This window comes from Pseudodesulfovibrio tunisiensis, assembly GCF_022809775.1.
GTDB lineage: Bacteria > Desulfobacterota > Desulfovibrionia > Desulfovibrionales > Desulfovibrionaceae > Pseudodesulfovibrio > Pseudodesulfovibrio tunisiensis.
This window is the reverse complement of the sequence record NZ_CP094380.1, coordinates 1,273,659-1,294,277: the sequence shown is the minus strand read 5'-3', so window position 1 is coordinate 1,294,277 and position 20,619 is coordinate 1,273,659. Positions and strand designations below refer to the sequence as shown.

Below are 20,619 nucleotides of genomic sequence, written 5' to 3'. Positions count from 1 at the left end.
TGACAACAATGGAAATATTTTACAACAGATAAAACTGTTTTGTTGCTCAGGGCCATATTTTCGGGATACTCAGCACTACCATGACTGCGCCGAGGGACATCTTGACCGTGAAGCCGAAGGCCTTGCCCCAGAAGGCGCCGAGGGCAGCGCGGCGTGCATGCTGCATGTCCTTGTCGGGCAGCTCCATGATCAGGCAGCCGAGGTAGGCCCCGGCGAGTGCGCCGATCAGTGCGCCTACGCCGAGCAGGAACGGTGCGCCGAAGATGGCTCCGGCAATCGCGCCGATCATGCCGCCGATGTTGCCCCGTTTTCCGGCTCCGTATCGGCCCGCGCTCCACATCTGCAGCCCGAATTCCAGAGCTTCTCCGGCTGCCGCCAGGATGCCCAGAATCAGAACAAAGCCCCAACCCATGGATTCCGGAAACAGCCATTTCCAGAATGCCACGAGGGCCAGGGCTATCCAGTTGGCGGGACCGCCGAAAATCTGGATGATCTGGGACGCTCCGAGGAGCAGGATGAGAAGCGATGCCCAGACGTAATCCATTTATTCCTCGTTTCTGAGGTCCTTGACCCGGATTGCCTTGCCCGGAGACTTGGGGATGGAGTCGTGCATGACAAGTTCCACGCGCGGCGTGATCAGAATTTCGCTGTGCAGGCGCTTGGCGATCTTCTTTTGCAGGCCCTGAAGCACGCGCATGTCTTCCACGAAGAATTCGTCCTTGATCTCCACCTTGACCCGCATCTGGTCGGTCAGGCCTTCCTTGTACAGCTCGATCAGGTAGTTGTGGCCCACCTCGGGCATGGACATGAGGCACTGCTCGATCTGCATGGGGTAGATGTTCACGCCCTTGAGGATCATCATGTCGTCGGCGCGGCCCGTGATGCGGTCGATGCGGCGATGCGTGCGACCGCAGGGGCACTGGCCGGGAATGAACCGGGTCAGGTCGCGGGTGCGGTAGCGGATGATGGGCATGCCCTCGCGCGTGATGGTGGTCATGACCAGTTCGCCGATTTCACCTTCCTCGACATGTTCGCCGGTTTCGGGATTGATGATCTCGGGAATGTAGGCGTCCTCCCAGATGTGCATGCCGCTCTGCTCGGTGCACTCGAAGGCCACGCCCGGGCCGTTCAGCTCGCTCATGCCGTAGGAGTTGTATGCCTTGATGTGCAGCATTTCCTCGATCTTGCGGCGGGTTTCCTCGGTATGCGGCTCCGCGCCGATCAGGGCGATGCGCCATGGCATTTCCGCGGGATCGAAGCCCGCTTCCCGGACCTGGGATGCGAAATACAGGGCAAAGGACGGGATGATGTGCATGACCGTGACGTTGAAGTCGCGAATCAGCTTGATCTGGCGCTTGGTGTTGCCTGCGCCTGCCGGGATGGTGATCATGCCCAGCTTTTCCGACCCGTAGTGAAAACCCAGACCGCCGGTGAACAGGCCGTAACCGGCCATGTTCTGGAGTACGTCCGACTTGCGGCAACCGCAGGCGTACATGGAGCGGGCCACCAGATCGGCCCAGCGGTCCAGATCGGCCTGCGTGTAGAAAACGGCAGTAGGTGTGCCCGTGGTGCCGGAAGAGGCGTGCAGCCGCACGTAATCTTCCCGAGGCAGGGTAAGCAGACCGTAGGGATACTGGGAGCGCAGGTCGTCCTTGGTGGTGAAGGGCAGCTTCACGATGTCCGCAACGGACTTGATTTCGTCGAGATCGAAACCGGCGAGGCGGTCGCGATAATAGGGAGAACGCATCGCGATGGCGATGGTTTTCTTCAAGCTGTCGACCTGGAGATTCTCCAGTTCTCCCCGTTCTAGAGTCTCGACGGAATCGTAGTACATTGCAGATCTTCCTTGTAGGGTGTGTTAGTTGTTGCCCTGATCAAATTCAGGCGGAAGTTCGGAAGGATAGACTGTGGCGTCCATGTTTTCGAACAGCGTGTATTCCTTTTTGAAGAAGAGTTCGCACTTGCCCACCGGGCCGTTACGCTGTTTGGCGATGATGATTTCGGCGTGGTTCTTGAGCGGATTGTCCTCGCTCTTGTTGTAGGCTGCGTCGCGGTAGAGGAAGATGATGATATCGGCGTCCTGCTCGATGGCACCGGATTCGCGCAGGTCGGACATCATGGGGCGCTTGTCCGTGCGTTCCTCGACCTTGCGGTTCAGCTGCGACAGGGCAATGACCGGAACATTCAGTTCCTTGGCCAGAGCCTTGAGGCTTCGCGAAATTTCGGAAATCTCCTGCTCGCGGGAATCCGTGCGCTGGCTGGCCCGCATGAGCTGGAGGTAGTCGATGATGATCAGGCCGAGACCGTGCTCTGCCTTGAGTCTGCGGCAGCGGGCCTGAAGTTCCAGCGTGGACAGGGCCGGGGTGTCATCGATGAACAGCGGCGCGCGTGACAGCACGTCGCCGGCCTCGTACAGACGAGACCAGTCCTGATCGTCGAGGTAGCCCTTGCGCAGATTCTGGAGTCCCACCTGTCCCTGTACCGCAAGTAGACGGGTCATGAGCTGTTCCATGCTCATTTCCAGGGAAAAGATGACCGTGGGCACTTCGGATCTGGCTGCGGAACGCAGGGCCACGTTCAGGGCGAACGCGGTCTTGCCCATGGACGGACGGCCCGCCATGATGATCAGGTCCGAATTCTGGAGTCCGGCGGTCATGTTGTCGAACTCGTGATAGTGGGTGGCGATGCCCGTGATCGAGGACTTGTTCTCGTACTTGGCGGTCAGGTCCTCGAATACGCGGTCCAGAAGTCGGCGGCTGTCGAGCTGGTTCGCTGCAGCCTGGGACTGGGCAATGTTGAAGATCGCCTTTTCCGATTCCCCGAGCAGTTCGTCCACGTCCTGCGCTTCAAAACAATTGGTAATGATTTCGCTGGACGCGTTGATCAGTCGCCTGAGAATGGATTTGTCGTGGACTATCTTGGCGTGGTATTTGGCATTGGCCGAGCTGATCACGGAGTCCGCCAGTTCAGCCAGATAGACCGGTCCGCCCACCACGTCCAATGAATCCGCTGCGGACATGTAGTCCGCCACCGTGATCAGATCGATGGGCTTCTGCTGATTGTACAGGTCGATGAACGTCTGAAAGATGGTCCGGTGCGCAGGGGAGTAGAAATCGTCGGCTTCGACTATGTCGACGAGTTCATGAAAGATGGTGTTGGATTGAAATACCCCGCCGAGGACGGCCTGTTCGGCTTCGAGGTTGTGGGGCGGGACCTTGCGAACAAGCTCGGAAGAGGCTCTGGACAGAGCCTCTTCCGAGTTTTTTGCATTTTGGCCGCGCTTAGGCCTCGACGGTTTCGTCGGATTCGGCATCGGTCACTTCCGGTTCCTCTGCCGTCTCGGTTTCTTCTTCGGCAGGCTCTTCAGCAGGCATGCCGTGACCCAGAACGGACAGCTTCAGTTCGCCACGAACTTCGGGATGCAGCTTGATCTCGATTTCGTAATCGCCCAGAGAGCGGATGGGCTCGTCCAGAACGATCTTGCGGCGGTCGATGACGATACCGGCGGCTTCCAGAGCATCAGCGATGTTGGAGGCGGTCACGGAACCGTAGAGCTTGTCGTTTTCGCCAACGCGCACTTCGATGGAAACCGGAGTTGCGGCGATGCGATCGGCAATGCCCTGAGCATCGGTACGCAGGCTGGCGGCCTCGGCTTCCAGCTTGTTGCGTTCCAGCTCGAACTGCTTGAGGTTGGCCTGAGTGGCGGGGCGAGCAAGTCCCTGAGGAATCAGGTAGTTGCGGCCGTAGCCTGCCTTGACGGTAACAATATCTCCAACGCGACCCAGAGAGTCGACGTCGGCGCGTAAGATCAATTTCATCTGTGCCTCCCCCTAGATCTTGCTCTTCTTCTTCACATCAGAGCTGTGAACAGTGGTGTAGTACAGAAGGGCCATCTGACGTGCGCGCTTGATTTCGGTGGTCAGGCGGCGCTGGTGCTTTGCACAGGTGCCGGTGATGCGGCGGGCAATGATCTTGCCGCGCTCGGTCACGAAATCCCGGAGGATGTCCGGGCGCTTGTAATCCAGGGGCAGTTCAGCGTCGGCGCAGAACCGGCAGAACTTTTTCCTCGGGGTGAATTTTTTGCGAAATGCCATGATGGTCCTCCTTAGGCGGCCTGCTTGACGGTGATGAACTTGAAGATACCGTCGGTGATCCGAATGTTGCGTTCCAGCTCGGAGATCAGGGCGCCGGGAGCATCGTACACCAGGCGGACATAAAAGCCGCGGGTCTGCTTCTGAACGGGGTAGGCGAGGTCGCGCGTGCCCCAGACATCGGTTTCAACGAGCTTTCCGCCCTCACGTTCCACGATGCCGGTGAGGGTACCCAGGATTTCGTTCCTGTTTTCCTCGGCCAGCTCGGGGGAGAGCAGAAGCAGCGTCTCGTAATTGTGGGTCATTACAGTTCTCCTTTTGGTCTTTGGCCCTTCTCTTCTTCACATGAGAGGAGAGCAAGGCAAGGGGATGTTTACTATTGCCTTTGGACGTGCCTGTCAAGTCAGGCGTCGTCCTTTTCCGCATCGGTCTTTTCCTTCGGCTTCCAGCCGCAGGATTTGGCCGCACCTCAACCGCCTCCGGTCTTCTTCTTGATGAATTGACCGATGGCGAACCCGGCAACGGCCATGCCGATCAGGATCATCCAGTCAAGCACGGCGTTCCCTCCGGGTTACGCATTGAGTTCCTTGCCGGTGAGCAGCCTGTATGCCTCAAGGTACTTGGCCTTGGTCGCATCAGCCACGTTTTCCGGAATGCTTGGTCCCGGAGGCTGCTTGTTGAAGCCGCTTTTCACCAGCCAGTCGCGAAAATACTGCTTGTCGAAGCTGGGCTGGGACTTCCCGGCCTCGTAGCCCTCGGCGGGCCAGAAGCGGGAGGAGTCCGGGGTCAGCACTTCATCGATGAGGATGAGGCGGTCATCCACGATGCCGAACTCGAATTTCGTGTCCGCAATGAGGATGCCGCGCTGGCCTGCGTAGTCCCGGGCCCGGGTATAGATGTTCAGGGCCAGTTTTTCCACCTTGCGCATCATGTCGTCGCCCAGAAGTTCGGCAGCCTTTTCCAGAGTGATGTTTTCATCGTGATCACCCAGTTCGGCCTTGGTGGACGGCGTGAAGATGGCTTCGGGCAGGATTTCGGATTCCTTGAGACCGTCGGGCAGGTCGTGGCCGCATACGGTGCCGGTCTTCTGGTAGTCGTTCCAGCCCGATCCGGTGATGTAGCCGCGCACGATGCATTCGATGGGCAGGGGCTTGGCCTTCTTGACCAGCACGGACCGGCCCTGCAATTCCGCTTCGTACTTGTGGAGCGGTTCGGGATAGTCGGCCACGTTCGAGGCGATGATGTGGTTTTCCACCATGTCCTTCATCATGTCCATCCAGAAGAGGGTGATCTGGTTCAGGACAACGCCTTTTCCGGGAATGGGGTCGGGCATGACCACGTCAAAAGCGGAGATGCGGTCCGTGGTCACGATGAGCAGGGTCTGGTCGTCGATCTCGTAGATGTCGCGAACCTTGCCCTGGGAAACAAGGGGATATTCCTTGATGTCGGTTTGAGTCACGGCGTTCATGGGTGCTCCGTAAGAGGTTACTTGTTGCGGCATTCAACGCTTCTGGCGTGGGCTTCCAGTCCTTCCAGTCGGGCGAGCCGGGCGATCTTGTCACCGTGTTTGGTCACGTAGGAGGGGCTGGCGGCGATCACGCTGGATTTCTTGCAGAAATTCTGCACGGACAGGGCTGACGAAAAACGGACGGTCCGCAGGGTAGGCAGAACGTGGTTCGGCCCGGCAAAATAGTCGCCCACGGGTTCCGGCGAATTGTGGCCCATGAAGATGGCTCCGGCGTGGCGGATGGTGCCCAGCATGGCCCACGGGTCGGCAATGGACAGTTCCAGATGCTCCGGAGCAATATGGTTGATCACGTCCGCGCCGGTTTCCAGATCCGGAACCGTGATGATCGCGCCCCAGTCCCTGAGAGACGCGCCTGCGATTTCGCTGCGCGGCAGGGCTGCGGTCTGGGGACCGAGTTCATCGTGTACGGCTTTGGCGAGTTCCTTGCTCGGGGTGATGAGCAGGGCCGCGGCAAGCGGATCATGTTCGGCCTGTGACAGCATGTCCGCAGCCAGCCATTTCGGATTGGCGGATTCGTCGGCAAGAATCGCGATTTCGCTGGGGCCGGCCACCATGTCGATGCCAACGGACCCGATGAGCTGGGATTTGGCCGTGGCAACAAAGATGTTGCCCGGTCCGGCCAGCACGTCGCAGGGGTTGATGGTCGCGGTGCCGTATGCCAGCGCGCCAATGGCCCATGCGCTACCGGCCAGAAAGATTTCATCCAGACCGAGCAGGGCTGCCGTGGCCAGAATGTGCGGGTTCAGGGTGCCGTCCTTGCGCGGCGGCGATGTGACCGCGATTTTCTCCACCCCGGCAACCTGCGCGGGAACCGCGTTCATGATCAGGCTGGAGATGAGCGGGGTTTCGCCCCCTCTGCCGCCCGGAACGTACAGTCCCACACGATCCACGGGCCGAACCATCTGGCCGAGGATCGTGCCGTCCGGGGCCGTGGTCCACCAGGATTTTTCCTTCTGATTGACATGGAAGGCCCGGATGTTGCCGATGGCTTCTTCAAGGATGTCGCGATCTTCGGCGGGAATGTGTTCCAGACTGGCGCGAATGGCTTTGCCCGGAACGCGGATCATGGATTCGTCAAGGGAGTCGCAGTCGAATTTGCGGGTGTATTCCACCAGGGCCTTGTCCCCGTTGGTCCGCACGTTTTTCAGGATGTCGCGGACAATCCCGTCCACCTTGGTGTCCGGGTCTTTCCGCTTGTCGAGCCACCGGCCGATTGCTTGCCAGTCGCCGGGGCCCGAGTAGGTGAGCTCTCTGCAGGACATGTCTACCTCTATGTTGGGAAACCAAGCCCGGCGGAATGCCGCCGGGAGGAAATCTATATCCGACCCCCGGCCAAAAGTCGAGCGATCGAGTGGGAAGAAGCCTTGGGCATCCGGAGAACCTTGTGGGAAAAGGTTCGCTTTGCTGGATGGAGGGGCGGCGAAAATGCGATTGGTTGCACAATTGGCATGCTGATTTGCAAAAAAATGATGGAAGATCAGGAGTGCAGACTCTTCGGAAATGGTGAGATGCAAGGCGCGAGAAACGTACAAGGCCGACGCGCATGGGGCAATACGCGAGGAATTGTACGTTTTGAAGCAACGCCGCAGATTGCCGTTTCCGGACAGTCTGCGGCATTAAAAAAGAAAGGGGCCGAAGCATTGCTTCGGCCCCCGGCGTCTCTTGGTATTTAGACTTTGTGGAGTCTAGGTTCGACTAGAACTGGTACAGCACGCCGGTGCTGATCTTCCAGGCGTCGCCGCCCTTGTCCTTCACGTCCCACTTGTTGGTGGCGTCCATGTTGATGTAGCCGAGATCCAGAGTCAGGGTCAGCTCATCGTACACCTTGTAGGCGGTGTTGACGTCAACTTCCCACAGGGAGTCGTCTTCGGTCAGGGTGCGGCCGTAGGCAACGTTGTTGACAGCATTGCCGTTAGCAGCAAAGGTGGCCAGGTCCTTGTCGTTGGTACCCTGCATGTACAGGACATGCACGGTGTGGGACATGCCGTCCAGGAAGGAAGCGATGTCCTTGAAGCTCACGCCCAAGGTCCAGAAACCGAGGGAAGCATTACGGTTGTTGATGGAACCGTCGAGCAGGGTGTCGCCACCGATGAAGAAGGAACCGACAGCCCAGTTGGAGGCGGCCAGAACCGGCATGCGATGGGACTTGCCGTAGGCACCGGAGCTAGCGGCAGTACCGTTGTCAGCTTCGTCTTCACCAGAAGTGTAGGCGAAGAAGACTTCCGGGGTCATGAAATCAAAGCCCTTGTATTCCAGAGCGGCGTCGAACAACCAGCCAGCGCGCTTGTTGTAGTCGTCGTCGGCGTCGACAGTACCGTAGTTGAGGTCAGCCTTGAACACGAAGGGATCGAAGAGATCCATCTTGAAGCCGAGGCCGAGCCACCAGGCATTGTCGAAATCGCTGTCGTTACCGGAGGCAGCCTGAGCGGAGACGGCAGCCAGACCCTTCATCTTGGAAGAGGCGGCCGTGACGTCAGTCGCAGTCACGTTTTCACCGATGTTGGCGTACATGCCGAAAGGCACGATGTCGAAGCCCTCGAAGGACAGGGGCAGAGCAGCGTAGTAGCCGTCAACGTTGTCCAGCTTGCCAGCTTCACCGTTCTCGTCATCGTTCTGGAAAGCGCGGGCGTAACCAACGAGGTAGCTGACGTTGTCGGTGATCGGGCCGGAAACCATGGCGGTAGCGATTTCTTCATCCAGGATGTAGGAACCACCGCCGAACATGGCGGGCAGGGACACGGACTTGTAACCAGCAACGATGTTCTGCTGGGTGCCGGGCCAGTTGAAGTCCAGGTAGGCCTGGCGCACACGCAACTGAGTCGCGGTACCAGCGGTGTTGCTGTCGCCGTTGCCGAGGCCGAAGACATCATTGCCCCAAGCACCGGTGCCGTAACGGAGCTGCATGACGCCCTTCAGGTTCTCGTTCGCGATGAACTCGAAAGAAGTGGTGGCACGCTGCTTCACGTTGAAGGTCTGCATGTCATTGGCTTTGTTGTCGGTCTGGAACTGCCAGTTGGACTTCCAGACAGCTTCAACGGCCCAGGAGCCGGAAGCCTTGATCTCCGCGGCGGAGGCGGAGGCAGCCATGCCAAGCACGAAAGCGCAGAGCACGGCGAGCAGGGTCAAACGTTTCATAATAAAATCCTTCCTTCTTTTGCGATTGGCACCAAGAGAGCGCCATATCCTTACAGCCGGTTTTTATCGCAACTCGTGACGGCATGCAAGGGGGTATGGGGAAGAAAAGTAAAAAAATTTTTACCGCTCTCGACCCTGTTTTTCTTTTTCCATTTAATTATATAAAATGATTCGTTTTTTGTTGTTTGATGCGTTTGGCTGGAAAATCGCGTAATCTTGCTCCAATGAACGATCCTGTTGAAAAAAACCCACACAACGATCCCGAGGGGTTCAAATTTTTGGCCGCGGAGTATCCCACTGAGCCGGGCGTCTATCTGATGAAGGATGACTCCGGACGGATCATCTACGTGGGCAAGGCCAAGAATCTGCGCAAACGGCTCTCTTCCTATTTCCACAAGCACACCGGGCACACGCCCAAGACAAAGGCGCTGGTTGCGCGCATCCGGGCCATTGATCTGCTGTGCACGGGCACGGAAAAGGAAGCCCTGCTTCTGGAGGCCAGCCTGATCAAGAAGCACAGGCCGCGCTACAATGTGGTGCTGCGCGACGACAAGCAGTATGTGCTGTTCAAGCTCGACAAGCTGTCCGAGTTCCCCCGGCTGACCATTACGCGCAAGGCCAAGCGGGACGGTTCCATCTATTTCGGGCCGTTCACGTCCGCAGGTGCGGCCAAGGCTACGTGGAAACTGCTGGGCAAGGTCTTTCCCCTGCGCAAGTGTTCGGATCACATGTTCCGCAATCGTGTCCGCCCCTGTCTCTATCATCATATACATCAATGCTGGGCACCCTGCGTGCTGGACGTGTCCCGCGAGGACTACATGGAGCAGGTGCATCGGGTGGAGATGTTTCTGTCGGGCCGGACCGGAGAGCTTCTGTCCATGCTGGAAGCCCGGATGCAGGAAGCTGCGGCAAGCATGGCATACGAGCAGGCCGCCCAGTATCGCGATCAGGTTCGGGCCATTCGCAAGACCGTGGAGCGGCAGGTGGTTGTCCTGCCCGGCGGGCGTGATCTGGATGTGGCGGCCACGGCCGTGGCGGAAAACGGTCTCGGGCTCGGATTGCTTTTCATACGGCAGGGGCGTCTGCTTGATCAGAAGCATTTTTTCTGGCCCGGGCTTTCCCTTGAGGATGGTCCCGAGGTCGTGTCCAGTTTTCTTGCCCAGTTCTATGCTTCCGGCAAGCTCGTTCCTCCGCGCATCATCGAGCCGCATGCCGCGGCTGGTGAAGCTCTGACCGAAGTACTGGCCGATCTGCGGCAGGGCAGTCTGCGCATCGGACCGCCGGATACCATGCAGGAAAAGGAGCTTCTGGAACTCGCCCGCAAGGTGGCGCGCAAGGCCGGGGAAAAGCAGGAGACCATTACGGCTCGGTTGCGGTCCGCGCTTCATCTGCCATCCGAGCCCCGGCGCATCGAGTGTGTGGACGCTTCGCATCTGGGCGGGCAGGGAATGCGCGTTGGCATGGTGGTTTTCGAGGATGGCGATTATTGTCGCGAAGCCTACCGTACCTATGCGTTTCCGGAACTGGAAGGCACGGGTGACGACTATGCGGCCTTGTCCGGCTGGGCACGACGGCGTGTGGAGTCCGGTCCGCCGTGGCCCGATCTCGTGCTCATCGATGGAGGGCGCGGACAGCTTGCCGCCGTGGAGCGGGCGTTGACCGAAACCGGAATCGAGCCGTGGCCGCTGGCTTCCATAGCCAAAGGGCCGACCCGGCGGGCCGGGGAATTGGAAGATCAGATATTTCTCCCGGGACGCAGGAATCCGCTTCCTCTCAAGGCGGGGTCGCCGGAGTTGCTTTTTCTGCAAAAGGTCAGGGATGAAGCGCATCGGCATGTCATAGGCCGTCAACGCCAGTCGCGGAAAAAGGTGCTGACCAGCGAAGTGGAATCCCTGCCCGGAATCGGGCCCAAGACCGCCCGGCTTCTTTGGGATCGTTTCGGCTCGCTGGACGCCATGACCAAGGCCGGGATCGAGGATGTTCAAAGCCTGCCCGGCGTGGGCCGGAAACGTGCCCGAACCATTCTGGATGCGCTGGGCAAATTGGAAAAGTAGATGAGGATTTCAGGGGAAACAGACAAAACAAGTCCAATGTCCTTTTTCCAGATCACCCGTTTCGAGAATTTGAAGAGGCCGGACACACGTCCCGACAGGGCATGTGTCCGGCCTCTTCAAATTCTCGAAACGGAATGGGGATCCAAGGGGCCTTGCTCCTTGGCGGGTCTGGGCAGCGCCCAGCCCCCGGGAGGGTCGCCGAAGGCTCCTAGAACTCCATTGGCTTGCCGATTTCGAGCGTGACCAGTTCCGTATCCGGTGCGGTCAATGCCAGAGCTTCGGCAAGGGAATCGGTCTGTTGTGCAAGGATGGGCCATGTTCCCCAATGCATGGGGATGATCTTTTTGCATTGGAGCATCTTGCATGCGTAGGCGCCTTGAGCCGGGTCCATGGTGAACCGTCCGCCGATGGGCAGCATGGCAATGTCGATGTCGTGAAAGGCCGCGAACAGTTCCATGCTGCTGAACAGGCCGGTGTCACCGGCAAAGTAGACGCACAACCCTTCGGGCAGGGTGAGAATGTAGCCGGCGGCTGCACCTGTGGCCGAGGAATGCATGGCCTGAACCATCTTGATCTTGATGCCCAGCCGTTCCACGGTTCCGCCGATGTTCATGCCCACGCCAAGGGATTGGGGCAGGCCGGTGGAGATGAGGTGCTGGATCGTATCAAACACGGCCACGATTTCGGCATCATGCTTGATGCCGAGTTCCAGAGCCTGACCGATGTGGTCGGAGTGGTCGTGCGTGACAAGGATGAGATCGCAGGCGTCCACCTCCCGATAGTCCACGGGCGCGGACGGATTGCCCACGAAGAACGGGTCCAGCAGGATGGAGTGTCCTCCGGAAGAAATTCTGAAATTGGAATGGCCGTACCAGGTGATTTCCATAGCGTGCCTCCTAGTCGCCCCACCGTTTGAAAAGCGTGTGGGGTACTTCCAGCTGATCCAGAATTCGTCCGGCCAGCTGGTTCGTCAAATCCTCTATGGTGGCCGGGCGGTGATAGAAGCCCGGACACGCGGCAAGAACCGTGGCCCCGGCCCTGTCGGCCGCGAGCATGTTTTGCAGATGTATGGAATTGAACGGAGTCTCGCGCGGGACCAGAATGAGCTTTCGCCGTTCCTTGAGGGTGACGTCCGCAGCGCGGTGGATGAGGTTGCTGCCGAAGCCCTGGGCTATTGCGGCGAGCGAGGCCATGGAGCACGGGCAGACGATCATGCCGTGGTGAATCCATGAGCCGCTGGCTGGCGGAGCTGCGATATCGTTCTGGTCGTAAACCGCTGTTGCGTTTTCCGTGAGACGGGACAGAGGAATGTCGGTTTCGGTCTTCAGAACGATTTTGGCGGCTTCGGAGATGATGAGATGGAGCTGGATGTCCGTGCGGTCTTTCAGGGCGTCTGCCAAGGCAACGGCATATGGCATGCCGCTGGCACCGGTCATGGCCAACACGATTCGTCTGGTATTCATTTGTCCTGTCTTGCCCGGCGGAAAAAAGTTCTGTTCAGCGCTAGCGCCCATATCCTGTGGGTTCATATAGACTTTTTATAGACTTTTTGGCAAGTGAAATGTGACACGGACATGGCGCGGCTGTTGCGGCGATTTCGGGTCTGTGCAAGTATATGCTTGACATCCTTTGGCTGCAGGCCTAATAACTTCGGTCTCGCGGGCAATTAGCTCAGTTGGATAGAGCGCCAGCCTCCGGAGCTGGAGGCCACAGGTTCGAATCCTGTATTGCCCACCATCATGCAAGAAAGAATCCCTGTCCTTTTGGGCGGGGATTTTTTCGTTTTGGCTGTTTTGGGCAAGCAGAAGGCCCGCTCCTTGGAAGGGGCGGGCCTTCTGCATTAAGAGAGGAGCAGCTTCGGGCGGGCTTGTTGCGGCTGCCGCCCGGAGCCGTATTGAAGGTCTGTGTCGAAATCAGCCGCCGAACCAGCCCGGGGCCAGGACCTGCATGGCCTTGGTGTAGTGGACGCGGAGGTCCTCCAGCTTGGCGCCGACAAGTTTTTCCTCTTCGCCCAGACTGGACGGGCAGACGTCCTTCATCTGGGAAACCACGGCTTCCAGTTCCCTCATGGTCGACTTGAGCTGGATCACGGTGTCTCCGAGGTTGCCGTTGTCCGCAACCAGCACGTCATAGAGCCGGGCCTTCCACGCGTTCAGTTCCATTTCGAGGCCCTTGCAGTAGTGGGCGACAGCTTCCTGCTTGGCGGCTTCAGTCGAACAGCCGTCGATTCCGATGCAGCTCGGGCAGGGACCGGGGTAATCCATGTTGGGCATAGCAAACTCCTTATGTTGGCGGGTTTGGGGTATTGCCGTCACCATATCAGTATGGAGCATTTTGTAAAGGAGGGGCGTTTGAAAATAACGTGACGTTCAGGGGGCGGAAGCATGCGGGCTTGCCCAACCTGGCGGGATATGTTTTCCTGTCGCTCTTGAACCTGTTGCCTTGTATTTCAGGAGTGAAAATAATGAATGTTTTCGGGCTCTCGGTCACGTTGTCACTGGATGAACAGAATACGGACGATGCCTATATCGATTTCAATCTTACGGTGGATGGGCAGTATCCCCATGAGCTTGACGCCTATGTCGATCCGGTTGATCTTGCGGTCAGCGCGGCCATGGGCGGGGAATTGTTCATCTTTACATGCAGTTGCGGCAACCCGGCTTGCGTCGGCATTGACGAGGGCGTGCTGGTGAGCCACACGGCGGATGCCGTGCATTGGAAATTGCGCAATCCCGTATCCTGGCCACCGGATGAACCGTTGCCGGATTGGGCTCAGACCGTGGAACTTGCGTTCGATCGCAACGAGTATCGCACCGCCGTGAGCCGGGCGCTTGCTCAGGCCAAGGCGCTTGTGTCGCACTGGCGTTCCTCGGGCAAGCTGTGGGTCGGCCCGGACCTGACTGTCAAGGACCTTCTGGCTCTTGAAGTCCCCGGCAACATGCATGTGCAGCCTACGGGGTGCGGTCGTACCCTGCATTGATCGCTTTTCTTTGCTTTTTTGCGGGAAGCGTGGTTATTCTGCTGAAAGTGGAATTTCGCGTCCCCTCACAGTGAAAGCGGAGGAAACATGAAGAAAGCGGTGATATCCTTTTGGGCTGTTCTGGCCTGTCTGCTGTTTGCACAGGCCGCCATGGCGTCCGAGCCGGACGATTTCAGGCAAATCAAGATTTTCGATAGTGTCCGCGTGTTCGTGGATGCGGACGGCGGTACTCTGGATGTTGTCAAACTCCAGGAAGAGGCCGAGAAGAGTTTCAAGGAGTTCATGCGCGGCATGCCGCTCAATGACGATGCGTTCGTGAACAATTATCCGAAACTCGGCATGAACGTGAAGGATGTCGGGATCATCAACATCAAAGTCATGACCATCAAGACCAAAAGCGGCATGAATGTCTATCATCTCGACTTCGAGTTCGGAGTGCCGCCCCGGCAGATATACTGGGACACTGCGGAAATGGGCATAGCGCCTACGGCATTTGATCTGGACAAGGCCATTCGCAGTGACATCGGCGAATGCATGGAACGGTTTGCTTCGGATTTCCATTCGATTCGCGGCGAGTAGTCTTGTCGCGAAATGCAATTCCGGATGAAAAAGCCCGGCGCGGACAACGCGTCGGGCTTTTTTTCTTTTGATTGGAAGGGATGGCTACATGGTGTTGTAAAGGCAGTGGATTCCGCCGTTGTTCTGGCTGGCCGATGTGGATACCTCCCGGGTGACGAACCCCAAAGCGTGCAGCCGTTCCCTGTTCTCTTTCCGGAAAACCTTGTCCTGTGCCGAGTCATCGGCGTAGGCGCTGAAAAGCACCGTAGGCGTGCCGGTGTCCCTGTCGGTGTAGGCTGCGAGGTTGGGAAATCGATATCCGAGGATGGCGGATACGGACGTTTTCAGGTCCACGGTTGCATAGCCGAGGTCGTCAAGGAGTGTTCGGAGCTGTTTCAGGAAATCCTTGACTTCGGCGAGCTTGCGCTGATCCGTTTCGCTCTCCGGGAGCGGGCCTTCCGGAGTCAGGATTGCAGCTCTGTGTCCGGGCAGCAGGGTCATGGCCTGATCCAGGTGGAACATGACTTCGGGCTGGCGCATTCCGGTTCCTGCGACGTGAATTTCATCCACATTGAAAAAATTCCTGAAGGCCTTGAGCAGTCCGTTTCGATCCATGGGGGCGCCAAAAGCCTGTCCAATGGCTTCGGATGCGGTCAGCGCATCCAATCCCAGAAATGCGACGGTCTTTTCGTTCAGGCGGTCGAACATGACATTGCCGCCGTCAAAGGCCAGAGGCATGCGTTTGGTCATGTGCGCGCCGTATTCGCGCAGGCTCAGGAGATAGTCGTTGTCAAAGGCGATGCGTGGCTTCTGTCCGGGTCGTCGACCAGCGGCTGGGCCAGATGACGGTAGTAGACCGGAACCAGAAGTTGCGGCTTGCCATTGGCCTTTCGGGCCATGACATAGGAGTCGCGTGCCCAGATCGTGCCCTGAGGCCACGGCTTGTCCTGATGCACGCCGATGTGCGTCGGGCGTTGCGCGACCATCATGTAGTAGCGGGCCTGATCCAGAGAGGTCACGTCGTAGGGGACCAGTTCCACGCGGTCGGCATAGGGCTTGCCTGCGATGTTGTCTTCCAGAGGATACAGGTTGTCGTCGGCCACCAGCACGAAAATTCTGGAGTAGGGCGGCAGGCTGGCGATCAGGTCCTCCTGAAACACGAGATGGTCTTCCCGCGCCGGGAGCGAGAGCAGGACTCGGGACAGGTCGTTTTCGTATTCCGGCACCGGGATGATGGGTGCCGGTGCTTGTGCGGCGTTGCATACTCCTGCCAGCAGCAGGAACAGCGTGAAGGTTGCCGCGGCGATGCGCCGCATGAGAAAACTCCTTGGTGTGGTTTGTCGCGGGATTTGCGTGCCGATTGGATAATATATGTATCTTCGGCACGCAACAGGAAGGGACCCGGCATGGAAGGGCGGGCTTATTCGCCCCGGATGTAGCGGGCGTACCGCATGTCGTCTTCCATGATGTGGTTGATCAGCCAACGGCTCAGGAATACGAAAATCTGGCTGAGATTCGTCCTGGAGAATTTCTCCTTGTGAAAGCGCTGTGTTTCGATGCGGAATTTTTCGTGGTGAAACTTGTGTTCCTCAAGGCCCGGAAAACCATCCCGTTTCATCAGGGCTTCCTCGGCCGAGAAGTGCACGTCGGCATATTGGCGCATCTTGTCGATCAGTTTGCCTATCTGCTTTTCATCATGCTTTTGAACGGATTCATATGCCTCGTTGATCAGGTTGATGAGTTTTTCGTGCTGGGCGTCAATGGTCTCGTCTCCCACGGACAGGTTCGGGTCCCAGGTCATCAGGGTCATGTTGCTTCCTCCGGTTGACCGTTTCCGGAATGGTAACGCATGCAGGAAGTTCGGTGCAAGTCGCAGGACGGTATTTCCCGGTCGTTTTCCCCCAAGGCAAATGTGGGGAGATTATAATTGTCCGGCATGGAGGTGCGTGCTTTTACTCGAAACTGGCACATAGGCTGTTTTGAGGTGAAATCATGAGAAAAAAATATTTAATGACGGATGTTTGCAGTCGCTGCGTATTTTACAGAAAAGGATGCGTGCTCGGGCATCGCCGCCCCTGGAACGCGACGACTTGCGAGGAATTCAGGCCGTATTGCGTGGCCTGCACCTATCCGGCGGTTTTCTGCCACACATGCCGCAATGCCATGTCCAAGGGGCTGAAACCTTCCTTGCATGACATGAAACCCGCGTTTCGTCATCTCAGTCCGTTCAGATACGACTGCGTCTGGCAGTCGGGCGTGAACTGATTCTTCGTTGTCTGCCGATTCCCCCTTAACTTTTTCGCATATTCCGTCTACCTTGTCCGATCAGTGAATCCAAGCATGGGAAAGTGAGATGGGATACAGAAATCTTTCCGAATGTCTTGCCGATCTGGAGGCAAGAGGCGATTTGGTGCGCATCGAGCAATGCGTGGACCCGCGCATCGAGGCCGGGGCCATTCAGCGCAGAGTGTTTCAGGCCGGTGGACCGGCGCTGCTCTTCACCAACGTGAAGGGGTGCCGATTTCCCATGGCCGCCAATATCTATGGCACACGGGAACGTTTGCGCCATGTCTTTCGGGACACGTTGGAAACCGTTGAACGGCTCATGCGGCTCAAGCTGGAACCTCAGGCCGCGTTCAAACGCCCGTGGGAATATGTGCGTGCGCCTCTGGCCGCATGGCATACTCTGCCCAGAAAGGTTGCGTCCGGTCCGGTCATGCAAAATCGGACAAGCGTTTCCTCGCTGCCTCAACTGGTCTCCTGGCCCATGGATGGTGGCGCCTACGTGACCTTGCCGCAGGTATATTCCGAAAGTCCGGATTCTCCCGGATTCGGTGCGTCCAATCTCGGAATGTACCGGGTACAGCTCTCGGGATGGGCCTTTGAGAGGAATCGGGAAATCGGTCTGCATTATCAGATTCATCGCGGCATAGGCCATCATCACGCACAGGCCATCCGCAGAGGCGAGCCTCTCAAGGTCAATGTCTTCGTGGGCGGGCCGCCGAGCATGACCCTTGCCGCGATCATGCCGCTTCCCGAGGGCATGCCCGAGGTCTTTTTTGCCGGAGCCATGGGCGGGCATCGCATTCCGTTCGTCAGAAAGGCCGGGGAACTGCCCATTCTGGCCGAAGCGGACTTCTGCATTTGCGGCACCGTGCTGCCGAATGAGCAGAAGCCCGAGGGGCCGTTCGGCGACCATCTCGGCTATTACAGTCTTGAACACGATTTTCCGGTTCTGCGCGTGGACGCCGTGTATCATCGTACCGATGCGGTCTGGCCGTTCACCACGGTCGGACGTCCTCCCCAGGAGGACACCATGTTCGGGGAGTTCATCCACGACCTGACCGGGGCGCTGGTGCCGTCCGTGTTTTCCGGGGTGCACGAGGTGCATGCCGTGGATGCGGCCGGTGTGCATCCTCTTCTGCTGGCCGTGGGCAGTGAACGGTATGTGCCGTATGCCGAGGAACGCCAGCCGCAGGAACTGCTGACCAATGCGCTGGCCCTGTTGGGCAATACCCAGACCTCGCTTTCCAAGTACGTGCTCATTGCCGCAGCCGAGGATGCCCCGGACCTGTCCGCGCATCGCGTGCCCGAATTCTTCCGGCATCTGCTGGAGCGGGTCGATCTGGGCCGTGACCTGCATTTCATCACCAGAACCACCATCGATACGCTGGACTATTCGGGCATCAGTCTGAATCAGGGCTCCAAACTGGTTCTGGCTGCTGCCGGATCGAAAAAGCGGGAACTGGGAGTCGAAAAGCCCGGCAATCTGGACCTGCCGCGCGGATTCCGCGATCCTCAGGTGTTTCAGCCCGGCATTCTCGTGATCAAGGGACCCAAACATCGGCGCAAGCGCGATCAGCAGGACCCGGCCATGGAGCGGCTGGCAAAGGCTCTGGAAAAGGCTGTCGGGCTGGAAGGCTTTCCGCTCATCGTGGTTGCGGACGATGCCGGGTTCACGGCTCGCGATTGGGACAATTTCCTGTGGGTCGCCTTTACCCGGTCCGACCCGGCCACGGATATCTACGGGGTTCGGGCGTTCAGTCATTGCAAGCACTGGGGCGCGGAAACCGCCGTGGTGGTGGACGCACGCCTCAAGACGTATCACGCGCCGCCTTTGGAGCCCGATCCCGAGGTGGAACGGCGGGTGGATGAGTTGGGCGCGCCGGGCGGCCCGTTGCATGGAATCATTTAGACGGAATCGGAGCTGAATAATGGATCGGAACGTTATCCGCGATCTCAAGGCCGGCTTTTGCCATGACCTGTATGAAACCGTGAAGGCCGCCCGCAAGAACCGGGATGAAAAGGTCTTTCGTCACACCATGTTTCAGGACGGCGAAGTTCTGGTGTTCGCCGCAGTGTATCCCAAGCAGGAGCTGATGCAGTTCCCGGACATGTCCGAGGATTTTGCAGCAAGGCTCAAGACGTTCAATCTGCTCGGAGTGGCCACCAACAGCGAGAACAGTCTGGACCTGTTTTTTCTGGGCGGCATGAACAAGCCGTTTACCTCGGCTGCCAACCCCAATGATTTGAGCAAGGTGATCGAGGACGAGTCTCTGGCCGTGTTTCTGGAGATGTATTTTCAGGCCAGAGGCGTGGATCTGGACTTCCGCTCTCTGGACTATGATGCCTTTCTGGCCGCCGTGCAGGGCGAGGTCTTCAAGAATACGTCGTTCTCCAAGCTCGCGGACGTGGATGCCCTGTTGCGGCAGATGGGGAGCTAGTCCGGGGACAATCTGTCTTTCGTCGTTGCGAAATGAAAAACGGCCTGCGTTCATTGTAAACGCGGGCCGTTTCCTTTGATTCTTCGGGAAACGGATCAGACCGAAGCGCCGCCCATCTGGATGGCGTTGTCGAGCATGGCCGTGTGCAACCGGATGCTGACACCGTCGCTGTTTTCCACGTCCTCCACAAGTTCGCGGAGTTTGTCCACGGCCTCCAGGCTGGCCGTGATGACAAGCTCGGTAGGCGCAAGCTTGTCCCGTCGGATGAGTTCGAGAACATTTTCCAGCTTGTGGGCAAGGTCTTCGATGGTGTGCAACTTGAGCAGGTTGCAGCCGGCCTTGACCGAGTGCGCATCCCGGAACACGGAATTGACGAGATCGGGATCGCAGTGATCCCCGCATTTTTCCAGTTCCAGCAGGCCTGCCTCGATGTTGTTGAGCCGTTCTTCGGTCTCTTCAATGAATATTTCGAGCACATGGTCTCGAACTGGGGTCATTCCGGATTACCGCCTTTGATAAGTCCTATGGCTCTGCCGGGGATGGTATGGATGTCCGGCTTGGTTATCTGCAGGTTTGCACCGACAGAGTCGCCCTTGTGCTTCAGTTCCTTGGTGATGATGGAAGAATACAGTATGACGGGCAGTATTTGCAAGACTTCATCCTGCTTGATGTTCTTGGTCAGGCTGAAACCGTCCATGAGTGGCATTTCAATGTCGGAAATGACCACATTCACCAGTTCGGTGATGTCGCATCCTTCCTCAAGAGCCTGTTCCTTGAGTTGAAAGATCTTGTCCAGGGCATCCTTGCCGTTGGTGACCATGATGATGTTGAAGTTGGCTTCGGTCAGGTGCTCCTGCAGCATGGTGCGGATCGTGGCGGAGTCGTCCGCTACAAGGGCCGTGTAGCGCTGGTCCGCCACTTCCACTTCCAGATCGTCCCGCTGTGTGAACTGGGACAGGATGGTTTCCAGATCCAGAAGCTGGATGAAGCGGTCGCCCTTGTCCACGAGTCCGATGATGGCATCCGTGCTGCTGGAGATCACGCCACTGGGCGGAATGACCTCGCCCCAGCCCACTCTGTGGATTTCCGTGACTCCGGACACGAGGAAGCCGGTGACGGATTGGCTGAATTCCGTGACAATGACGATGTCCCGTTCGGTTTTGGGCATGTCCAGCTCCAGCCAGACCGAAAGGTCGAGGACCGGAAGGATGTGATCGCGCAGAGGGATCGTGCCCATGAAGGACGGATGCGGAGCAGACTCCGGCGGTTCCAGATTCGGAGTTTCGATCACCTGCATGACCTTGGCCACGTTGATGCCGAAGTAATTGGGAACCGGCGGTTCTCCTTCCTTGCGTGTCTCACTGATGTAGAATTCAAGTATTTCCAGCTCGTTGGTGCCGGTTTCCAACAGAATTCCGGTATCTACGGAGTTGTTCCGTGGGGTGCTCATGTCTACCTCGTTTGCCTTTGGCGGCCAGCCGGGGACTTCCGGGGCACGACTGTCGGTTTTTTACGCTTTGAATGAACGACTGTCCATGCCGTTATCGTG

The 20,619-nt window shown here is 58.1% G+C and carries 23 protein-coding genes and 1 tRNA gene; 7 read left to right on the top strand and 17 right to left on the bottom strand.

Annotation, left to right across the window (positions count from 1 at the left end):
* Positions 1-46: 46 nt before the first annotated feature.
* The 8 genes from MPN23_RS06520 to hisD form a co-directional block, all read right to left on the bottom strand.
* On the bottom strand, positions 47-544 hold the full coding sequence (locus MPN23_RS06520) for a DUF456 domain-containing protein (protein WP_243546893.1): 498 nt from the start codon (positions 542-544) through the stop codon (positions 47-49).
* The gene (locus MPN23_RS06515) at positions 545-1,834 is read right to left on the bottom strand and encodes a phenylacetate--CoA ligase family protein (protein ID WP_243546892.1); all 1,290 of its coding nucleotides are present in this window, start codon (positions 1,832-1,834) and stop codon (positions 545-547) included.
* 24 nt (positions 1,835-1,858) lie between these two features.
* Complete coding sequence (gene dnaB / locus MPN23_RS06510) at positions 1,859-3,313, bottom strand: replicative DNA helicase (RefSeq protein ID WP_243546891.1); 1,455 nt, start codon at positions 3,311-3,313, stop codon at positions 1,859-1,861.
* Entirely contained in the window at positions 3,282-3,818 is a 537-nt protein-coding gene (gene rplI, locus MPN23_RS06505) for a 50S ribosomal protein L9 (RefSeq protein WP_243546890.1), read from the bottom strand. The genes dnaB and rplI overlap by 32 nt, the downstream gene beginning before the upstream one ends.
* Before the next feature lie 12 nt (positions 3,819-3,830).
* On the bottom strand, positions 3,831-4,094 hold the full coding sequence (rpsR, locus tag MPN23_RS06500; RefSeq protein WP_243546889.1) for a 30S ribosomal protein S18: 264 nt from the start codon (positions 4,092-4,094) through the stop codon (positions 3,831-3,833).
* Positions 4,095-4,105: 11 nt separating this feature from the next.
* Positions 4,106-4,396: a 30S ribosomal protein S6 gene (gene rpsF / locus MPN23_RS06495; protein ID WP_243546888.1), complete on the bottom strand. Its 291-nt coding sequence runs from the start codon at positions 4,394-4,396 to the stop codon at positions 4,106-4,108.
* A 266-nt stretch (positions 4,397-4,662) separates the two neighbouring features.
* Positions 4,663-5,559, bottom strand: coding sequence for a phosphoribosylaminoimidazolesuccinocarboxamide synthase (locus tag MPN23_RS06490; RefSeq protein WP_243546887.1), 897 nt, complete (start codon positions 5,557-5,559; stop codon positions 4,663-4,665).
* A gap of 17 nt (positions 5,560-5,576) precedes the next feature.
* Positions 5,577-6,881, bottom strand: coding sequence for a histidinol dehydrogenase (gene hisD, locus MPN23_RS06485; RefSeq protein ID WP_243546886.1), 1,305 nt, complete (start codon positions 6,879-6,881; stop codon positions 5,577-5,579).
* Between the two features lie 120 nt (positions 6,882-7,001).
* On the opposite strand from hisD, the gene MPN23_RS06480 reads away from it, so the two are divergent.
* Complete coding sequence (locus tag MPN23_RS06480) at positions 7,002-7,292, top strand: hypothetical protein (protein WP_243546885.1); 291 nt, start codon at positions 7,002-7,004, stop codon at positions 7,290-7,292.
* A gap of 22 nt (positions 7,293-7,314) precedes the next feature.
* Here the strand turns inward: MPN23_RS06480 and MPN23_RS06475 are convergent, their stop codons facing one another.
* Positions 7,315-8,754 (bottom strand): outer membrane homotrimeric porin, encoded by a 1,440-nt coding sequence (locus MPN23_RS06475; protein WP_243546884.1) that lies wholly within the window; start codon positions 8,752-8,754, stop codon positions 7,315-7,317.
* Between the two features lie 224 nt (positions 8,755-8,978).
* On the opposite strand from MPN23_RS06475, the gene uvrC reads away from it, so the two are divergent.
* On the top strand, positions 8,979-10,808 hold the full coding sequence (gene uvrC / locus MPN23_RS06470; RefSeq protein WP_279388698.1) for an excinuclease ABC subunit UvrC: 1,830 nt from the start codon (positions 8,979-8,981) through the stop codon (positions 10,806-10,808).
* A 208-nt stretch (positions 10,809-11,016) separates the two neighbouring features.
* On the opposite strand, the gene MPN23_RS06465 is transcribed toward uvrC, so the two are convergent.
* The gene (locus MPN23_RS06465; protein ID WP_243546882.1) at positions 11,017-11,694 is read right to left on the bottom strand and encodes a metal-dependent hydrolase; all 678 of its coding nucleotides are present in this window, start codon (positions 11,692-11,694) and stop codon (positions 11,017-11,019) included.
* A gap of 10 nt (positions 11,695-11,704) precedes the next feature.
* Positions 11,705-12,271, bottom strand: a complete 567-nt coding sequence (locus MPN23_RS06460; protein WP_243546881.1) for a UbiX family flavin prenyltransferase — start codon at positions 12,269-12,271, stop codon at positions 11,705-11,707.
* 197 nt (positions 12,272-12,468) lie between these two features.
* Here MPN23_RS06460 and MPN23_RS06455 point away from each other — a divergent pair.
* A tRNA-Arg gene (locus MPN23_RS06455) sits at positions 12,469-12,545 on the top strand.
* 176 nt (positions 12,546-12,721) lie between these two features.
* Here the strand turns inward: MPN23_RS06455 and MPN23_RS06450 are convergent.
* Positions 12,722-13,081 (bottom strand): hypothetical protein, encoded by a 360-nt coding sequence (locus MPN23_RS06450; RefSeq protein ID WP_243546880.1) that lies wholly within the window; start codon positions 13,079-13,081, stop codon positions 12,722-12,724.
* 191 nt (positions 13,082-13,272) lie between these two features.
* Here MPN23_RS06450 and MPN23_RS06445 point away from each other — a divergent pair, with 191 nt between their 5' ends.
* Both MPN23_RS06445 and MPN23_RS06440 read left to right on the top strand, forming a co-directional pair.
* The gene (locus MPN23_RS06445) at positions 13,273-13,788 is read left to right on the top strand and encodes a hypothetical protein (RefSeq protein WP_243546879.1); all 516 of its coding nucleotides are present in this window, start codon (positions 13,273-13,275) and stop codon (positions 13,786-13,788) included.
* 87 nt (positions 13,789-13,875) lie between these two features.
* On the top strand, positions 13,876-14,367 hold the full coding sequence (locus MPN23_RS06440; RefSeq protein ID WP_243546878.1) for a hypothetical protein: 492 nt from the start codon (positions 13,876-13,878) through the stop codon (positions 14,365-14,367).
* Positions 14,368-14,451: 84 nt separating this feature from the next.
* On the opposite strand, the gene MPN23_RS06435 is transcribed toward MPN23_RS06440, so the two are convergent.
* From MPN23_RS06435 to MPN23_RS06425, 3 genes are all read right to left on the bottom strand, one after another.
* Complete coding sequence (locus MPN23_RS06435) at positions 14,452-15,096, bottom strand: hypothetical protein (RefSeq protein ID WP_243546877.1); 645 nt, start codon at positions 15,094-15,096, stop codon at positions 14,452-14,454.
* A 23-nt stretch (positions 15,097-15,119) separates the two neighbouring features.
* Positions 15,120-15,662: a hypothetical protein gene (locus MPN23_RS06430; protein ID WP_243546876.1), complete on the bottom strand. Its 543-nt coding sequence runs from the start codon at positions 15,660-15,662 to the stop codon at positions 15,120-15,122.
* Between the two features lie 104 nt (positions 15,663-15,766).
* Positions 15,767-16,156, bottom strand: coding sequence for a bacteriohemerythrin (locus tag MPN23_RS06425; RefSeq protein ID WP_243546875.1), 390 nt, complete (start codon positions 16,154-16,156; stop codon positions 15,767-15,769).
* 543 nt (positions 16,157-16,699) lie between these two features.
* Between MPN23_RS06425 and MPN23_RS06420 the strand changes: the two genes are divergently transcribed.
* Together MPN23_RS06420 and MPN23_RS06415 are read left to right on the top strand one after the other, a co-directional pair.
* Complete coding sequence (locus MPN23_RS06420; protein ID WP_243546874.1) at positions 16,700-18,541, top strand: UbiD family decarboxylase; 1,842 nt, start codon at positions 16,700-16,702, stop codon at positions 18,539-18,541.
* Between the two features lie 19 nt (positions 18,542-18,560).
* A complete protein-coding gene (locus MPN23_RS06415; protein WP_243546873.1) occupies positions 18,561-19,070 on the top strand; it encodes a hypothetical protein in 510 nt (169 codons plus the stop codon).
* A gap of 95 nt (positions 19,071-19,165) precedes the next feature.
* Here MPN23_RS06415 and MPN23_RS06410 read toward each other — a convergent pair whose 3' ends face one another.
* Positions 19,166-19,567, bottom strand: a complete 402-nt coding sequence (locus MPN23_RS06410) for an Hpt domain-containing protein (RefSeq protein WP_243546872.1) — start codon at positions 19,565-19,567, stop codon at positions 19,166-19,168.
* Positions 19,564-20,520: a chemotaxis protein gene (locus MPN23_RS06405; RefSeq protein ID WP_243546871.1), complete on the bottom strand. Its 957-nt coding sequence runs from the start codon at positions 20,518-20,520 to the stop codon at positions 19,564-19,566. Before MPN23_RS06405 ends, MPN23_RS06410 begins: the two co-directional genes overlap by 4 nt.
* Between the last annotated feature and the right edge of the window lie 99 nt (positions 20,521-20,619).

What these genes read in the sequence shown, in the direction of transcription:
- dnaB (WP_243546891.1), bottom strand. Translation starts at nt 3,313, where the DNA reads ATGCCGAATCCGACGAAACCGTCGAGGCCTAAGCGCGGCCAAAATGCA.
- MPN23_RS06460 (WP_243546881.1), bottom strand. Translation starts at nt 12,271, where the DNA reads ATGAATACCAGACGAATCGTGTTGGCCATGACCGGTGCCAGCGGCATG.
- MPN23_RS06410 (WP_243546872.1), bottom strand. Translation starts at nt 19,567, where the DNA reads ATGACCCCAGTTCGAGACCATGTGCTCGAAATATTCATTGAAGAGACC.
- MPN23_RS06490 (WP_243546887.1), bottom strand. Translation starts at nt 5,559, where the DNA reads ATGAACGCCGTGACTCAAACCGACATCAAGGAATATCCCCTTGTTTCC.
- MPN23_RS06465 (WP_243546882.1), bottom strand. Translation starts at nt 11,694, where the DNA reads ATGGAAATCACCTGGTACGGCCATTCCAATTTCAGAATTTCTTCCGGA.
- rpsR (WP_243546889.1), bottom strand. Translation starts at nt 4,094, where the DNA reads ATGGCATTTCGCAAAAAATTCACCCCGAGGAAAAAGTTCTGCCGGTTC.
- MPN23_RS06520 (WP_243546893.1), bottom strand. Translation starts at nt 544, where the DNA reads ATGGATTACGTCTGGGCATCGCTTCTCATCCTGCTCCTCGGAGCGTCC.
- uvrC (WP_279388698.1), top strand. Translation starts at nt 8,979, where the DNA reads ATGAACGATCCTGTTGAAAAAAACCCACACAACGATCCCGAGGGGTTC.
- rpsF (WP_243546888.1), bottom strand. Translation starts at nt 4,396, where the DNA reads ATGACCCACAATTACGAGACGCTGCTTCTGCTCTCCCCCGAGCTGGCC.
- rplI (WP_243546890.1), bottom strand. Translation starts at nt 3,818, where the DNA reads ATGAAATTGATCTTACGCGCCGACGTCGACTCTCTGGGTCGCGTTGGA.
- MPN23_RS06415 (WP_243546873.1), top strand. Translation starts at nt 18,561, where the DNA reads ATGGATCGGAACGTTATCCGCGATCTCAAGGCCGGCTTTTGCCATGAC.
- MPN23_RS06475 (WP_243546884.1), bottom strand. Translation starts at nt 8,754, where the DNA reads ATGAAACGTTTGACCCTGCTCGCCGTGCTCTGCGCTTTCGTGCTTGGC.
- MPN23_RS06425 (WP_243546875.1), bottom strand. Translation starts at nt 16,156, where the DNA reads ATGACCCTGATGACCTGGGACCCGAACCTGTCCGTGGGAGACGAGACC.
- MPN23_RS06440 (WP_243546878.1), top strand. Translation starts at nt 13,876, where the DNA reads ATGAAGAAAGCGGTGATATCCTTTTGGGCTGTTCTGGCCTGTCTGCTG.
- hisD (WP_243546886.1), bottom strand. Translation starts at nt 6,881, where the DNA reads ATGTCCTGCAGAGAGCTCACCTACTCGGGCCCCGGCGACTGGCAAGCA.
- MPN23_RS06445 (WP_243546879.1), top strand. Translation starts at nt 13,273, where the DNA reads ATGAATGTTTTCGGGCTCTCGGTCACGTTGTCACTGGATGAACAGAAT.
- MPN23_RS06450 (WP_243546880.1), bottom strand. Translation starts at nt 13,081, where the DNA reads ATGCCCAACATGGATTACCCCGGTCCCTGCCCGAGCTGCATCGGAATC.
- MPN23_RS06405 (WP_243546871.1), bottom strand. Translation starts at nt 20,520, where the DNA reads ATGAGCACCCCACGGAACAACTCCGTAGATACCGGAATTCTGTTGGAA.
- MPN23_RS06515 (WP_243546892.1), bottom strand. Translation starts at nt 1,834, where the DNA reads ATGTACTACGATTCCGTCGAGACTCTAGAACGGGGAGAACTGGAGAAT.
- MPN23_RS06420 (WP_243546874.1), top strand. Translation starts at nt 16,700, where the DNA reads ATGGGATACAGAAATCTTTCCGAATGTCTTGCCGATCTGGAGGCAAGA.
- MPN23_RS06430 (WP_243546876.1), bottom strand. Translation starts at nt 15,662, where the DNA reads ATGCGGCGCATCGCCGCGGCAACCTTCACGCTGTTCCTGCTGCTGGCA.
- MPN23_RS06435 (WP_243546877.1), bottom strand. Translation starts at nt 15,096, where the DNA reads ATGACCAAACGCATGCCTCTGGCCTTTGACGGCGGCAATGTCATGTTC.